Origin of the sequence: Micromonospora sp. NPDC049257 (assembly GCF_040678915.1) — a bacterium.
In the GTDB taxonomy this organism is placed as follows: domain Bacteria; phylum Actinomycetota; class Actinomycetes; order Mycobacteriales; family Micromonosporaceae; genus Micromonospora; species Micromonospora antibiotica.
Genome location: NZ_JBFAQU010000004.1, coordinates 108574 through 124460 on the forward strand (window position 1 = coordinate 108574; position 15887 = coordinate 124460).

Sequence of the window (15887 nt, forward strand, 5' to 3'; positions counted from 1 at the left end):
CCGGTCGGGATGCTCCACGGGGGCGAGGAGGGTGGCCGGGCTCATCGGGTGAAACGCAGCCAGCGGACGTTGACGAACTCCTCGGGTTGCCCACTGGCGAAGGTCAGGTAGACGTCGTGCACACCGGTCACCGGGGCGAGGTTGCCCGGCACGGTGACCCAGCTCTGCCAACCGCCGGTGCCGGCCACCGCGATGCTGCCCACCGGTGGCAGGCCCGGGGCGTCGAGGCGTACCTCGATCAGGCCCGACACCCCCTGCGGGGCGCCGGAGGCCACCCGCAGCTGGAACTGCGTCGCCGGCTCGCGGCCGAAGTCGACCCCCCGGTAGCCGGCCCAGTCGCCGTGGGCGAGGAACCCCAGATGCTCGCCGCCCTCGCTGGACGGTTCCGTCCGGACGCCCTGCTGCCGGTCGAAGCCCGCCGCCGCGATCTCCTGGCCCACGCCCCGCTGCCCGGCGACGACGACCGGGGCCGGCTCGACGACCACCGGTGCCCGCTCGACGACCACCGGCCCGCCGGCCTGCTGTGGCGGTGCCTCCCCCGGACCGGCGCCGAACGGGGTCAGGGTGACCGTCACCTCGTGCGCCGCGGTGTCCTGGATGTACGACGCGTCGTCGGCCACGTCGTCGAAGGGGAAACCGTACGCCCGGCCGTCGGCGCTGTGCCGGTGCAGCACCCGGGCGTAGTGGTTGGTCACCGGGTGCTGGTAGTAGGCGTCCCGGTTGGTGGTCGGCTGGTCGGGCTGGTCGAGCACCGACCGGTTCAACCCGGCCCCGATGATCGCCGCCACCGGCCCGTAGTGCCCGTCGTTGGGCGCGGCGAGCGCCCCGTCGCAGTGGAACACGTTCAACGTCGAGGGCCGGTCGAACGACCGCGCCCCGTCGTCGAAGGTCAACCGCCCGTCGACCACCCGCCCCCGGTAGCTGCCCAACGGACCTCTGACGCGCAGCTCGGAGCGGCTGTAGCGGTCCCAGGTCTCGGCGATGTAGCCGTCGAAGTATCCCGGGTCGAAGCGGCCCGTCTCGATGCCCTTGCCGGGGGCGATGACGCGCAGTCCGTCGCCGACCACCAGCCGCTCGAACCCAGGCTGGCGGGCCAGCTCGGCGAAGATCGCGTCCCGGCCGCCGTCGACCAGCTTGCCGGTGGCCTGCTCCACGTCGCCGTGCAACCGGATCGACATCGGGATGCTGAACATGTCCACCATGGTGGTGTTGCAGAACATCCCGCTCGCGTTGTACGTGAACTCGCAGCAGTCGTGCAGCACCCCGAAGCTCGGGTCGTCCGCCACCCAGCCGACCGGGTACTGCAACGCCGGCCGCCCGTTGCCGTCGGTGACGACCGTGAACCTCAGGTGACCGTCGATGGCGAAGTAGATCCGACCCGACATCATCGGCAGGACGAACCGGGTCACACCGGAGCCGGCCAGCGGCACCCCGATGTCGGCGACGCCGTCCGGTCCGTTGTGCGCCGGGTCGGCCGGCGTGAAGATCCCGCTCTCCCGGACGTAGCCCATCGCGCCGGTCTCCGCGTGGGTGCCGACGACGTACATCCGGATCGCCGAGTTGGCGAACCGGCCTGTGCTGTTCACCACGTTCAACGGCAGGCCGCCCGAGGCCCGCGCCCGGGAGATCAACGGGGCCGCCACCAGCGGCACACCGACCACGGCGGCACCCGCGAGTCCCATCCCGAGTATCCTGCGGCGAGTCAGCATCACAGCTCCGATCGACGACGGCCATCGCCGCCGGCACCCGGTGTGACATCGGCCGGGCCCGGCGGTAGCCACGTTGACGGCCCGGTACCCCCCTCGGTTCAATGTCGACCGGACCAAAATCATCCGATCCGATCCGAGCCCGGTGAACCAAGGACATCGCGCGTCCGTCACCACAGCGATGCCGTCACGCCGGAAGGGACGCCTCCCCGTGAAATCCGATCACCCCTCCTTACGCTCCCGACTGGGGTCGATCCCCCGTCGGACCGTTGCCGGCCTGGTCGCCGGCCTGGCCGTACTGTCCACGGTGGTGGCCGCTGTCGGCTGGGGCGCGGCCTCGGCCCGGGACGACGACCTGACCGGTCGACCCGTCTCCACGGAACACCTGACGACCATCCAGGCCGCCGCCCGGTCCTGCCCGACGCTCACCCCGGCCCGGCTGGCCGGTCAGCTGATGGCCGAATCAGGGTTGGACGGCCGGGCCACCCGGACCGCCTCCGGTGGTCAGGGCATCGCCGGTCTCGACGCCGCTGCGTGGAAGTCGTGGGCGCCGTGGCCCGGTGCGGAACGCTCCGATCCCGCCGCCAACATCCTCGCCCTGGCGCACCTCATGTGTGACCTCAACGGGCAGGTCCGGCTGGCGAACGTGCCCGGTGAGGCCTGGCGGCTGTCCCTGGCCGCGTTCCACACCGGCCTCGACGAGGTACGTGACGCCAAGGGGGTGCCCGCCGACGCCGTCGAGTACGTCGACCAGGCCAGCGGGTACGCCGCCTACTACGGCAAGCTGACCGCGTTCGGCGGTTCCGGTCAGCCCCGCCCGTCGAGCGGTGTCCAGCAGCCCAAGGCGGTGCCCGGCGGTTACACCGCGCTCGTGGTCCGGGCCGGCTCGGTCTGCCCGGAGGTCACGCCCCCGCTGGTCGCCGCGCAGCTGATGGCGTTGTCCGGCTTCGACGTCAACCTGCTCGGCCCCGAGGGTCAGCGGGGCGTCGCGCAGTTCCGCCCCGAGGTCTGGCAGGCGTACGGCCCGACCGACACCTCGGCCTGGGACCCGCAGGCGGCGATCCCGGCGGCCGGCGCCGCCCTGTGCGGGCTGCACCGGGAACTGTCGGGGCTGGAGGGCGACCCGTCGCTGTTGGCGCTGGCCGCGTACCGCAACGGTCCCGCCGCCGTCCGGCAGTCCGGCGGGGACCTCGACGCCGGGACGCAGGCGTTCCTGCGGACCGTACGGGAACACACCGACTACTACGCCCTCGACAGCCGGCTCCGGGCGGCGGCGTCGCCGTCGCCCAGTCCGTCGCCCACGCCGAGCCCGACGCCGTCGCCCACCCCGAGCGGCAGCCCGGCCGCCCCGACGACGCCCCCCGCGAGCCCGCCGGGCAAGAAGCCCACGCCGGCACCGACCCGGCCGGCCGGCACGAAGCAACTGGTGGGCAAGGAGACCGGGCTGTGCGTCACCGCCGGCACCAGCGACGGGGTACGCGCCGTGCTGAGCAAGTGTCGGGAGGAGAAGTCGCAGTGGTGGGACTTCCGATCCGACGGCACCGTCCGGGCCAACGGACTCTGCCTCGACGTGGCCTGGGGTGAGAAGAAGGACGGCACCCCCGTGCAGGTCGCCGTGTGCAGCGGCAATCCGGCCCAGAAGTGGGAGTGGACCGAGTACAACGGCCGCACGTCCCTGCTCAACCGGGAGACCGACCGGTGCCTGGACGTCGACGGCCACGGGGTGGGCGCCCCGATGATGTCCTGGGTCTGCGTGTTCAACCCCAAGCAGACCTTCACCCGGCGCTGACCGGCCCCGACACGACCGGATGCCCGGTGGCCCACCCGAGGGGGTCGGCCACCGGGCATCCGGCTACCGGCGGTGCCCGCCCGACCGGGACACCCGGCCGTCCGACGTCGGACCGGACCCGGGGTCGGCTCAGCCGGCGAACCGGCGGCGACGCAGGCGCAGCCCGAAGACCACGCCGGCACCGCAGAGCAACGCGATGCCGAGGATGACGGCCAGCGCCGCGCCGGTGCTGCCCTGCTGCTGGCTGGCCACCTGGTTGCGGTCGTCCACCGGCACCGACACCGAGGCAGCCGGGTTGATCATGCCGGAGCCGTACTTGGCGTCGGGGGCCGTGCCGATCGCGTCGGCGGTGCCGCGGATCCGCTCCTTGACCTGCGCGGCGGTCAGGTCGGGCTGGGCCGCCCGGATCAGCGCCGCCTGCCCGGCCACGAACGCCACGGCGAACTCGGTACCGGTGTTGCTGACCGCCCGGCCGCCGCCGACGCCGAGGCTCGCCACGTCCACCCCGGGCGCGACCACCTCGACCGCGCCCGCCACGTACTGCTCGGCGAGCTGGTCACCGGCCCCGACCCCGCCGGTGAACAGCAGCGCCCCACCTCCGGACCGGCCGGCCGGGGACGGCGGCGTCACCGCCTTGGTCGGCGCACCGGCCACCAGCAGGACGTCGTGGTCGAGGGCGGTGGCCACGGAGGACGCCACCGCCGGGTCACCGAGGTCGACGTGCGAGCCGACCGCGACGACCGAAGCACCGGCGCTGACCGCCACCTCGATGGCGTTCGCCGCGTCGGCCGGCCGGGCGGCACCCGACCCGCGTACCACCCGCACGGGCAGGATGGTGGCGTCCGGGGCGATGCCGACCGGGCTGCCGTCGACACTGCTGTCACCGGCGATGATGCCCGCCATCGCGGTGCCGCTGCCCAGGCAGTCGGTGTCCCCACGCCCGTTGCCGACCGTGACGTCCGCGCCGACCGCGACCCGGCCGCTGAGCTGCTGCACGCTCGCGTCGACACCGCTGTCGACCACCGCCACCTTGACCCCGTTGCCCCGGGTCAGGGTCCAGGCGCTGTCGGCGGCCATCCGCAGCTGCGCCCAGTCCGAACGGCTGCTCGACCCGGTCGTGGCGGTGCACTTCGGGCCGGTACCCCCGGGGCGGGGGCTGGCGCCCGTGCGGCTCGGGCTCGGCGTCGGGGGCGGGGTCGGGCTGGCGGCGCCGGGTGTGGGACCGGCCGTGCCGGCGGGCCGGGCACTCGGGGTGGGCCGCTTCCCCGCCGGGAGCTGGCCGTACGTCACCCCCTCACCGGCCGCGTCCCACGGCAGCACCAACTGCCAGCCGGCCTTCAACCGCCCCGGGTCGGTCAACCGGGACCCGTCCGGCTGCACCCGTCCCGTGTTCAGGTGGTAGATCTCCGCGGACCGCTCACCGCTGCCGAGGAACCGCCGTGCGATCGCCGTCAGGCTCTCCGGCTGGCCCTGGTACTGCGCCGCGACCACGTAGAACTTCACGTAGGGCTGCGGATCGTTGGTGGCCTTCGCCACAGCCGGCCCGGTCAGCGCCATGAGCACGCAGCCAGCCGTCGCCACCGCGAGCAGGCGGGCAAGGATCGAGCGCTTCGCCAGCACTGGGTGTCCCCCTTCAGTCACCATGGCCGAGCGTCACCGGCCTTCACCGTCTATTGCGGATCAGCGGCGAGTTCGTTCAAATCAATCTGAACCAGATTTCCATGATCCTCGTCATGAGGTCTGCCGAGAGTACCGGCCGACGATGACGGGAAGATCTCCTCGGGCCGTCCCCCCGATGGGAGCGGATGACCGGTAGGCAGCCGACGGTCCACCGCCGACGGTGGCGACGACGACCGAGGAGACCGGGCCGTCAGGCCCGGTGGAGACGAAGGTGGGGCGGCGGTGAACGGGCTTGGGCGTACGGCAGGGCCGACGGGCGGCAACGGCTTCGACCGGGTGCCGGCAACCCGTCGCTTCGACCCCCGCCGACACCGCCGCATCGCCGGGCTGTTCGACCTGTGGTTGGCACCCGGGCCGGGCGGACGGCTGGTGGTGCCCACCGACCCCGGTCGACCGCTCGACGCCCGGGCCGTGGCCACCCTGGTCCGGCACGGCGCGGACGCGGCACAGGACGTGCGGATCCTCGCCGACGACGGAGCCCGGCACGTCGAACTGTTCACCGAGGTGGCCGGCCTGCTCGGCCACGACGTGCTGGTCAGCCCGGACGGGTCCGACATCCGGCACGCCACGGACCGCACGACCGGCCCGGCAACCCGGTCGACCAGCGACGGCGGGCCGCTGGACGCGGTGCCGCTGGACCGGGTGACCCGCCAGCCGATGGACTGGCTCGTGCTCCAACCACCGGATCTCGCCACCTCGCTGCCCGGCTGGTTCGCGGTGGACGACGGTCTGGTCCGCCCCCGTACCGGGGTGGTGGGCCTGCCGCTGCCGGACGGTCTCGCCCTTGCCACCCGGGCCGACTTCGTCACCAGACGGGCCACCGCGCACCGGCTGGGCGCGTCGACCGGGGTGGTCACCGTGGCCGTCACGGCCCGGTCCGGGGGTTTCCTGGTCGGCAACTACAGCGGCACCCAGGACGTGCACAGCGGCGGGCAGCTCGCCGCGGTCCTCGGCGACCTCCCGCTCTACGGCGCGGACCTGCGGCTCTGGCTGACCTGGCCGTCCGACGCCGACGAACAGGCCCGGCTCGTCACCCAGGTCGTCGAGCTGGCCGAGACGACCGGTGCCACCGTCTGGACCCCACCCCCCGGTGGTCGGGCCGAGCTGATCGACGACCGCCGTGACCTGCGCTCCTTCGACCCGGCCGGCGCGATCGCCGCCTGGCAGGCCCACCGGCCGAGGTACGCCGACGGGCCGGCCACCCTCGACGCGACCCCCGAAGGGCTGCTGGTGTCCCGGCTGGACCGGCAGCGGATCGTGGTGGCGTCGGCCACCGGCGGGACCGTCGACACCACCCCGGTGTCCGACCGTCCCCCGGCGGACCGGACCGGCGAACCCGACGGCGTCGACACCGGGAGCCCGACGGCGGACCGTCCCGCGCCCTCGACCCCCGCCACCGCACCCGCCCCGACACCGGCCGGCACCACCGTCGGGTCCGCGGCGGAGCAGCCGGCCGTGGCCCTGGCCCGCCCCGCACTCGTCACCGACAACCGCCGGGCCGCGGACTACGGTCCACCCTGGTTGCGGCGGGGCCAGCAGGTCAACGCCGAGGCGTTCGAGGCGTTCGTCCTCGCCGAGGGTGATCCGGCCCGCGCAGTCACCGACGGTGTGCCGAGCGTCGAGTTGTTCCTGGCCGCCTTCCTCGATCCCCGGTCGGCCCCGGCCGGCAGCGACCTGCTGCGGGTCCGGATCGGACCCGGCGGTGCCGTCGCCATGGCGGTGCTGCGTACCCACGTCCCGGCGCGGTTCAAGTACGTCCTGGGCAGCCCCGACACCTACCTGCTGCCGGCCGCCCGGCTGGACCGGGTCCGGCTGGTGGGCGGGTTCCGGTCCGACGGCCACGGCCGGCTGCTGCCCACCGTGGACGCCGACGGCGAACCACTGCGGATCCGGCCCGCGCCCACCAGCCGCTCGGTCGCCGGGCTACCCCACGACGTCCGCCGCTGGCCCGGATTCGGCACCCGGACGGCGTACGCCCTGCTGCCGGCCAGGTCACGGGGGCTGCCCCGGGGCTGGTTGCCGTTGCACCAACAGCGGCCCGTGGCCCGCCCGGGCCGGTTGCTGGTGGAGGTCCGGGTGCCGGCGGGCCGCACCGTCGACGTCAACGCCACCCACACCGCGCTGACCGGGTTGCCCCTGGCCCGGACCAGGGTCGCGCGGCTGCACCACGCGGGGGTGGCGCTGGTCCTCGGCAGCCGGTCGTACGACCGGATCGTGGTGCAGCGCGCCTACCGTGCGCAGGGCGGCGGGTGGCAACGGATCGGGGATCTCACCCCCGGCCCGCTGCCGTCCGTCGTCGCCGACCTTCAGTCCGCCGTACCGGCCCGGGTGGTCGACCCGCCGCCGGTCGACGCCACCTGAACCGACCACCGGCCGGCGGGCACCGGCCCGATCACCACAGGTACGCACCGTCCCCCGCTCTCCGTGGCGAGTCGACGCGCCCCGGCCAGTTCCGCACCCGCCAGACCGGGCGTGAACACCACGTACGGCGGGGCGGGGTCCACGTCGGGAGCGGGGGCCGCCGGTAACCCGGGCAGCGGACGGCAGCCCTCCGGGGCCTGCGCACCGAGCACCCCACCCACCGTGGCCACCCCGATCCCGGCGGACCGTAGCCGGCGGGCGAAGAGGGCGGCGGTGTCTCGGCAGTCGTCGGTCCCGCCGACGAGGGTGAGCACATCGGGTGCCCGGCCCAGGTCGACGTGCAGCCGCCAGGGTCCCCGGTGCCCCAGCACCAGCGGCAGGGTCGCCGGCGGCGCGGCCTCGTCCGGGCCGAGCCAGGCGTAGGGGGGCGCACCCCGGCCCGCCGCCACCCCGACCAACCGGACCTGGATCGGCCCGAGTTCGGTTTCCAGCTCGGTGCTGAGGTAGGGGACCTCGTTGCCGCCCGGCACCGTCGGCCGGGGCAGCTCGGGTACGGCAGGCGGGACGACCGGCGTGCCGGTGACCGGACGGGCCGGGGCCGGCGCACCCGACGGCTCCGGAAGCCCTGATGGCTCCGACGCACCCGACGGCCCCGACGGCTCGACCGTCGCCAGGTCCACCGGGGTCGGCCGGGGCGGTGCCGACTGCGGTGACCGGGGCGGCCAGACCGGCTTCGCCGGGAGCGCCGGAACCGGGAGCGCCGGTGCGGCGGGGGGTGTGGCCCCTTCGGGCTCCGCAGCGCCGGTGCCGGGCGCACGCCGCTCTGTCGGCTCCGATGGCACCGGCGGAGCCGTGGCCAGTGACGCCGGGATTGGGAGCCGCGGGGGCGACGTCCGGGCCGGTGACGCCACGGCTGATGACGCCGAAGCCGGTGACGCCGGTGACGCCGGGGCCGGTGACGCCGGGGCCGGTGACGCCGGGATCGGTGACGTCGGTGACGCCGGGATCGGTGGCTGGATCGGCAGCGACGGTGTCGGTGACGCGGTGGCCGGTGACGGTGCCGGGACCGCCAGGGTCGGTGGGGACGCTGGTGACGGTGCCGCCGGGGCCGGGGATGACGGTGCCGGTGGGAGCGGTGACGGCTGGGGGGCGGGGGGCGGCTGGGGGGCGGGGGGCGGCTGGGGGGCGGGGGGCGGCTGGGGAGCGAAGGACGGTGCCGGTGGGAGCGGCCCGGCGACCGGGGATGGCGTGGCCAGCCGGGTGACGGGCGGCGGTGGGATCGGCCGGGTGACCGGCGGTGGCAGCGGCGGGGTCGGTCGGGGCGCCACGGCCACCGGAGCCGGCCGGGGCGCTGCGGCCACCGGAGCCGCTCGGGGTGCCGTAGCCGGGGCCGGTCCACTGGTCGGAGGCGGTGGTGGGATGTCCACGTCGCCGACCGCCGGGCCGGCGGTGAGTTCGGCGGGGGTCGGGGTGTGGTGCCGCTGCGGCGGCCACGGCCCGTCGTCCTCCAGCACCACCCGGCGGTTCCCACCCCGCCGCAGCAGCATCACCGCCACCGCCGCGAAGAAGACCGCCAGCAGCCCGGCGGTACCCCGGATCAGCAGCGGGCTCAGCGGGCCGGCCGCCACCGGGCCGTCGGGGGGTCGGGCGACCGCCCGGGTGCCCGCCTGCGCCGGGGTGGTGGCGGGCCGGGGCGCAGCGGACGTCGTCGTCCGGGGGGTCGGGCTGGGACGCACCGGGGTCGAGGGCGGGGCGCTCGGACCCGGTGGCCGCGGGGCGGGCGGGCCGAGCTGCGGCAGTCGTCCGATCCGTACCCCCTGGCCCTTCGCGTCCCGGGGCAACACGAGCTGCCAGCCGGGGCGCAGGACCACACCGTCGGTGAACGTCTCGCCGTCCGGTTGGGCCCGCCCCGCGTTCAGCTCGACGATCTCCCGGAACCGGTTACCGTTGCCGAGGGTACGCAGCGCGATGGCGTAGAGGTACTCCCGCTGACCGTCGACGGGTGGCCCGACCACGTAGTACCGGCCGGTCTCGGCGGGCACCGCACGTACCGGCCCCGCCGCAACGACCAGCACGATCCCGACCAGCAGCACCGTGACAAAGGCTCGCCGCATCCCCACCATTGCTCTCCACACCCTCGGTCCCACCGACATCCTCCCGTCCCGGTCCCCTTCTACGAACCGGGGTGCCGACGGTTCAACCGGAGGGCGATCGGCCTGCGCGCCGGGACGGACGGGCCGCCGGACCATCCCACTTCCACCGGTGGTACGCCGCCCGGGCGGACGTGGTCCGGGGGCCGTGCCAGGATGTGGCGGTGTCGTATCCCCCTCAGCCGTCGTACCCGGCCGCGCCCGGCGGCGTCACGCCGATGATCGCCTACCCCCACCCGATCCCGCCGCCCCCGGGGCACGCGGTGCTGACCGTCTCGGTCAACCGGGGGCCGTACCTGGTGCCCGCCCCCTCCACGAGCCGGTTCAAGGTCGACGGCCGGTTGGTGGCGATCCCGGGCGAGGGCACCTGGTACGTGGCCGTCCCGGCCGGGCCGCACGACGTCCGCTACACCGACTTCATGGGCATCCCCGTCATCACCACCGCGCTGGTCACCCAGCCGGGGGTGGTGTACCCGTTGTCGTTCCGCTTCGGCGGCTGGCGCAACCGGGTCCACGACGGGCAGGGCACCGACGTGACGAAGTTCGGCATGTGGTCGAACTACAGCATCCTGCTCGTCACGCTGGCCGTGCTGGGGGTGCTCTGCTGCGGTGGCTTCGGCCTCGTCGCGGCGTTCTCCACGTCGCCCTGACCGTCGCGCCGGCCGGGGCGAGTACGGGGTCGCAGCCCGTACCGGGGTCAGCGCAGCCGGCGCGCGACGAACCTGGTCGGCGGGTCGGCGATGGCGTCCTGGGCCGCGACCAGCTGGATCTCCCGGGTGCCCGCCGCGAGGGTGCGCTCCAGCACGGTGAAGACCGAGGCGATGGTCCGTTCCAGGGCGATCGCCGGTGAGCCCGTGGTGCGCAGGTGGGCCAGGTAGAGCGCGGCGGTGACGTCGCCGCCGCCGTTGGGGCTGATCGGCAGCAGGGGCGTGGTCACCGCCCAGGCACCCTCGTCCGAGACCGCCACCACCTCCAGCGAGCCGGCCGGCACGTCGTCGTGCAGCACGCTGGTGACCAGGACGTCGCGGGGGCCGGTGGCGCGGACCACGTCGACGGCGTCCAGCACGGCGGTCAGCGAGGTGGTCGTCCGGCCGGCGAGGAAGTCCAACTCGAAGTGGTTCGGGGTGATGATGTCGGCCCGCGGGACCACCACGTCGCGCAGGTACTCCGGGATGCCCGGCCGGACGAACATCCCGCGGCCGGTGTCGCCCATCACCGGGTCGCAGCAGTACACCGCGTCCGGGTTGGCGGCCCGGACCCGGTCGGCCGCGTCGAGGATCACCGCACCCATCGCCGGGTCGCCCTGGTAGCCCGACAGCACCGCGTCGGCGGTGCCGAGCACCCCACGGTCGGCGATGCCCTCGATCACCTCCGCCACGTCGGCCGGGGCCAGCAGCGGCCCGCGCCACGCACCGTAGCCGGTGTGGTTGGAGAAGTGCACGGTGAGCACCGGCCAGACCTCGTGCCCGAGGCGCTGGAGGGGGAACACGGCCGCCGAGTTGCCGACGTGACCGTAGGCGACCGAGGACTGGATGGACAGGATCTTCACCGGCCCATCATGGCCGCTGCCACCGACACCCCGGGTACGGGCCCTCCGATTCGTCCCGGCCGGGCCCACCGGTTCACCCCCGCCGGGCTGCCGGCCCCCGCCGGACGGCCCGGCCGGCTGACGCCTGTGGGCCCGGCGGCCGGGACCACCCGCCGGGTCGGCAATCCGGGGACCGGTCGCCGGGGCCGGCGCTCAGCCCAGGTCTAGGGTGTACTGCGCGGTGTGCACCTGCCCGTCGACCTGGAAGTCGAAGAACGCGCGGTACCGCCCGGTGCTCGGGGCGGTCAGCCAGAACCGGACCGTCCCGTCCACCAGCTCCGGCTCGGGGTGGACGTGCACGTAGCCCAGGTCACCCTCCCGCACCACGACCAGGTGCCCGTACGCCCCCAGGTAGCGCTCCAGCCGGGACGGCTCGACCCCGTCGGGCCGGAAGGACAGCGGCACCGTCACGCCCACTGTCGGCGTACCGGTCATCGTCACCGTGAACGGGCCGGCCGTCGACTGCTGCGCGGCGGGCGGCAGCGGGGCCGGAGTGTGCGCGCCGGGCACCTGGTGGTCGACGCCCAGCACCAGCGGCACCGTTTTGCCGTCGACGCCGGTCACCGAGAAGTCGGCGTAGATGCGGTAGCCGCCGGGCCGGGCCAGCGTCAGCGGGACCGTCCAGGTGCCGTCCGCCGCCATGGTGGGATGCAGGTGCTGGTAGCCACTCAGGTCGCGACCCACCACGACCAGGTGCAGTTGCTTGTCGTGGACGACCGCGAAGCGGGTCGCCGGCTGACCGTCGGCACCGACGATCCGGAACCGGTAGTCCGTGCGTACCCCCGCTGGTTGGGTCCTGGCCTGCGGCTGCACGGTGTAGCCGCCGGAGTTCACCGACAACCCGGTCACCTGCGCCTGTGTCGCGCCGTCACCGGGATGGGTGTGCGCGCCGGTGCCGGGTCCGTGCTGGTGCCCGTCCCCCGCCGACAGCGCCGCCCCGGTGACCGGCGGCGCTGTCGCGCTGCGGTCGGCGGGCCGGGTGCCGGAGCCGAGCCGGCCGAGCCCGAACCCGGCCAGCAGGGCGACCACCAGCCCCCCGACGAGCAGCGCGAGGCCGGTGTTGCCCAGCCGGGTGCCCCGTTCCGCTGCCGGCCCGGCCACGGCGGGTCCCTCCTCGGCCGTGGTGGGTACCGCCTCGGTGGCGGGCGCGACCGTGCTGGCTGCGGCTCCCCTGGTGCCTGCTGCCGCCTTGACGCCTGATGCCGCCTTGGCGGCGGGGGCGGCCTTGGCGGGTACCACCTCGGTGGCGGGGGGTGCCGGCACCGGCTCGGCGGCCCCCGCGCGCGGGGCAGCGGGACGGTTCGCCCCCCGGCGACCGCGCGCCGTCGTCGACCGGGTCGGGCGGGCCCCGGCGGCGGACCGGGCGACCGACCCCCGGCTGCGGGGCCGGCCACCGGCGCGGCCGGCGGCCCGGGCAGCCGGGACCGGGCGACGCCGCCAGGCTGCGAAGCCGACCGCCGCCACGACCAGCACCGCACCGCCGGCCCAGGCCAGCCACCCGAGGTCGTTCCCGTCGCTGCCGGGGGTGGCGGCGGCCGGCGGGGCCGCGGCGGTGGCGGCCGTCGAGGGGGCCGGTGGGACCGCGGAGGCCGGCCCGCCCGGAGCTGCGCCGCCGGTGTGGCCGGAGGTGGCGTGCTGCTCGGCGGCGGCCACCAACGCCGGGTCCGGCTGGTCGACCGGTGGCCGCCAGCCCTGCGGGGCGGCCGTCGCCCGCCCGGTGTACCGGAAACTCATGGTGCCCCGCACCGGCTCGCCGTCCGAGGCCACCGACAGGTAGCTCACCGCGTACTGCCCCGCCGCCGGCAGGTGGGCCAGGGTCACCACCGCCGGGAAACCCGTGCTGTACTCCTTCGGCTCGAACTTGCCGTCGACCAGCAGGTACTCGCGGACCGGCTTGTCCAGGGGCCGGGGTGAGCCCTGCCGCCAGCCGTTGTCGACCCGACCACCCCCGGGGCCGGTGACGGTGAAGTAGGCGTTGGCGGCGACCTGCTCGGTGAAGTACAGCTCCACCTCCGTCAGCGCCTCGGTCACCGTGGCGTCGGCCGCCGGGGTGGACATCGCCAGCGTGCCGTGTGCCTGGGCCGGCCGGGCGGTGGGGAGCAGGACGACCGCCGAGGCGAGCACGAACGCGAGGAGGCCCGCGAGGGCACGCCCGGTGGGCCCGGTGGCTGGAGGGGGACAGCGCATCGGATCATCCTCACGAAGAGTGGACTTCGATCAATAGTTCACCAACTTTTTACGCAGATGGCAAAAGTTTTGGCCAGGACGCCCCGATCCCGACCCCGGATGATCAAAACTCGCCGCGGCGACGGCACCGCCCGACGCAGGACCGCGGCCACCGGGTAAGGACGAGGTGATCCGTTGCCGGCTTCCGTCCGTACCAGTGGGCGAGGGTGACGCCGGGTGTGCCGTACGCTCACCCGAGACCTACTACACCCCGTCGTTACGGTTGGCGGGCGTGCGCGACCGGACACGGAGGTAGCAGGTGAGCGACGACGACGCGGAGGTCACCGCGTGGGCGCTGGCCGCGGGTCGGGGTGACCGGGAGGCAGCAGCCCGGTTCATCCGGGCCACCCAGCAGCACGTACGACGGTTCGTCGCCCACCTGATCAGTCCGGCCGAGGCCGACGACCTCACCCAGGAGACGTACCTGCGGGCGATGCGGTCGCTGCCGTCGTTCGCCGCCCGGTCGTCGGCCCGGACCTGGCTGCTCGGCATCGCCCGGCGCACCGCCGTCGACCACGTACGGGCCGCCACGTCGCGCCCGCGCACCGTGCCGTTGTCCGAGTGGCACGACACCCCGGACACTCGGGGCAGCGGCTTCGACGGCGAGGTGGTCCTCAACGACCTGCTGTTGGCCCTGCCCGCCGACCGTCGGGAGGCGTTCGTCGCCACCCAGGTCCTCGGCCTGTCCTACGCCGAGGCGGCCGAGGTGTGCGGCTGTCCGGTCGGCACCATCCGGTCCCGGGTCGCCCGGGCCCGGGAGGATCTCGTCGTGCTGGTCGAGGGCAACCCCCGCTCGATCCGCCGCCGGCCCGGAAGCGCCGCCGGCTGACCGCTGACCTGGGTCGCGACCACGGTCCACGGGAACCAACGGGCACCCCGGTCCGACTACCGGTACATGGGGTGTGAGCAGTGGCGTGAGATCCTGTCGGCGCAGCTGGACGGCGAGGAGACCCCCGCCGAGCGGATCGCGGTCGACGCCCACCTGGACGGGTGCACGGGCTGCCGGGACTGGTGTGACCAGGCCGCGACGGTGACCAGACGGTCCCGACTGGCCCTCTCCGCCCCCGCCCCCGTCCGGCGGCGTCAGGCGGTGCCCGGCCCCGATCTCACCGACGCCGTCCTGGCCGCGCTCCCCGCACCCCGCCGGCTCCGCGACCGGCTCGTGTTCGCCCTGCGCACCGGGCTGGCCCTCATCGGCGCACTGCAACTGGTGCTGGGACTGGCCCAGGTCGGGCGGGGCCCGGCTGCCGGTCACGCCCACGGCGCGCTCGACACGCTGACCTCCGGGCACCTGTGGCACGAGTCCGCCGCCTGGAACATCGCCGTCGGCGCGGGTTTCCTGTTCGTCGCGGCCCGGCGCACCCCGACCAGCGGGCTCCTGCCGACCCTGAGCGCCTTCGTCGGGGCCCTGGTGCTGCTCTCGGCCAACGACCTGGTCACCGGGCGGGTGGAACCGCCCCGGCTGGTCAGTCACGGTTTCCTGCTCACCGGTTACCTGATCGTGGTCGCCCTGTCCCGACCCCGACTGCGACCCGACGGGCCGGCGGGCCGCGACCAGCGCGACCGTCCCGCGTGGCGGCTGGCCGCGCACGACGTACCGACCGCCACGCCGCCCCTGCGCCTGGTGCCGCCGCACGTCGGTTCGGCGCGGATCCGCGACCGGTCGGCGGCCTGACCGACCACGAAACGTCGATGCCGACCGGCCGGAACTTCCAGGGCCCGGTGACCGACCAACGGGACAGAGCACCAGCACAACGGAGGAAGAACCCATGCGCCCCACCCGTCCACTCGGCTCGTATCGACGCCCGTCGGTCGTCCTCGCCACCACCGCCGCAGCGCTGCTGGCGCTCGGCACCGCCGGCTGCGGCCCGGCCGATCCGGCCGCAGCTCCGCAGTCGAGCGCCTCGGCCCCGGCGAGCGCGGTCACGGGGGTGGTCGACATTCGCGACCCGTGGGTGAAGGCGGCCGACAAGGGCATGACGGCGGCCTTCGCGACCCTGGTCAACAGCGGCGACGCCGACGTGACGCTCACCGGTGCCACGACGTCGGTGTCGCCGATGGAGCTGCACGAGATGACCATGAAGGACGGAAAGATGGTCATGCGACAGAAGGAGGGCGGCATCGTGATCAAGGCGAAGGGCACCCATGTCCTGGAGCCCGGCGGTGATCACCTGATGCTGATGGACCTGCGTCAGCCGGTGCGGGCCGGTGACGCCCTCACCGTGACCCTCACCTTCGGCGATGGTCGGACCCAGCAGTTCACCGCCGTGGCGAAGCCGTTCACCGGCGCGCAGGAGAGCTACGCCCCCGACCACGGCGCCCCCATGCCGAGCATGAGCGGGCAGCCGACGACGAGTCCGGCGTCGTGACCACGACCCCGCCCGCCC

11 protein-coding genes are annotated in these 15887 nt (G+C 74.9%); 6 read left to right on the plus strand and 5 right to left on the minus strand.

Annotation, left to right across the window (positions count from 1 at the left end; all coding sequences use genetic code 11):
* Window positions 1-41: 41 nt before the first annotated feature.
* Window positions 42-1682: a beta-1,3-glucanase family protein gene (locus AB0K25_RS08875; RefSeq protein ID WP_255597557.1), complete on the minus strand. Its 1641-nt coding sequence runs from the start codon at window positions 1680-1682 to the stop codon at window positions 42-44.
* 334 nt (window positions 1683-2016) lie between these two features.
* Between AB0K25_RS08875 and AB0K25_RS08880 the strand changes: the two genes are divergently transcribed.
* Window positions 2017-3495: a ricin-type beta-trefoil lectin domain protein gene (locus AB0K25_RS08880; RefSeq protein WP_363819342.1), complete on the plus strand. Its 1479-nt coding sequence runs from the start codon at window positions 2017-2019 to the stop codon at window positions 3493-3495.
* 129 nt (window positions 3496-3624) lie between these two features.
* Here the strand turns inward: AB0K25_RS08880 and AB0K25_RS08885 are convergent, their stop codons facing one another.
* Entirely contained in the window at window positions 3625-5115 is a 1491-nt protein-coding gene (locus AB0K25_RS08885; protein WP_363819345.1) for a S8 family serine peptidase, read from the minus strand.
* A gap of 282 nt (window positions 5116-5397) precedes the next feature.
* Here AB0K25_RS08885 and AB0K25_RS08890 point away from each other — a divergent pair, with 282 nt between their 5' ends.
* The gene (locus AB0K25_RS08890) at window positions 5398-7536 is read left to right on the plus strand and encodes a hypothetical protein (RefSeq protein WP_363819348.1); all 2139 of its coding nucleotides are present in this window, start codon (window positions 5398-5400) and stop codon (window positions 7534-7536) included.
* Here AB0K25_RS08890 and AB0K25_RS08895 read toward each other — a convergent pair.
* Entirely contained in the window at window positions 7482-9650 is a 2169-nt protein-coding gene (locus AB0K25_RS08895) for a hypothetical protein (protein WP_363819351.1), read from the minus strand. The genes AB0K25_RS08890 and AB0K25_RS08895 overlap by 55 nt on opposite strands.
* 200 nt (window positions 9651-9850) lie before the next feature.
* Between AB0K25_RS08895 and AB0K25_RS08900 the strand changes: the two genes are divergently transcribed.
* Window positions 9851-10336: a hypothetical protein gene (locus AB0K25_RS08900; RefSeq protein ID WP_208566208.1), complete on the plus strand. Its 486-nt coding sequence runs from the start codon at window positions 9851-9853 to the stop codon at window positions 10334-10336.
* A gap of 47 nt (window positions 10337-10383) precedes the next feature.
* Here the strand turns inward: AB0K25_RS08900 and pdxY are convergent, their stop codons facing one another.
* On the minus strand, window positions 10384-11235 hold the full coding sequence (pdxY, locus tag AB0K25_RS08905; protein WP_208566209.1) for a pyridoxal kinase PdxY: 852 nt from the start codon (window positions 11233-11235) through the stop codon (window positions 10384-10386).
* Window positions 11236-11427: 192 nt separating this feature from the next.
* Window positions 11428-13461, minus strand: a complete 2034-nt coding sequence (locus AB0K25_RS08910; protein WP_363819355.1) for a copper resistance protein CopC — start codon at window positions 13459-13461, stop codon at window positions 11428-11430.
* 298 nt (window positions 13462-13759) lie between these two features.
* On the opposite strand from AB0K25_RS08910, the gene AB0K25_RS08915 reads away from it, so the two are divergent.
* The 3 genes from AB0K25_RS08915 (at window position 13760) to AB0K25_RS08925 (ending at window position 15869) form a co-directional block, all read left to right on the plus strand.
* The gene (locus AB0K25_RS08915) at window positions 13760-14329 is read left to right on the plus strand and encodes a sigma-70 family RNA polymerase sigma factor (RefSeq protein WP_208566211.1); all 570 of its coding nucleotides are present in this window, start codon (window positions 13760-13762) and stop codon (window positions 14327-14329) included.
* A gap of 66 nt (window positions 14330-14395) precedes the next feature.
* Window positions 14396-15175, plus strand: coding sequence for a zf-HC2 domain-containing protein (locus AB0K25_RS08920; protein WP_219461336.1), 780 nt, complete (start codon window positions 14396-14398; stop codon window positions 15173-15175).
* A 94-nt stretch (window positions 15176-15269) separates the two neighbouring features.
* The gene (locus AB0K25_RS08925; protein WP_357533740.1) at window positions 15270-15869 is read left to right on the plus strand and encodes a copper chaperone PCu(A)C; all 600 of its coding nucleotides are present in this window, start codon (window positions 15270-15272) and stop codon (window positions 15867-15869) included.
* Window positions 15870-15887: the final 18 nt, after the last annotated feature.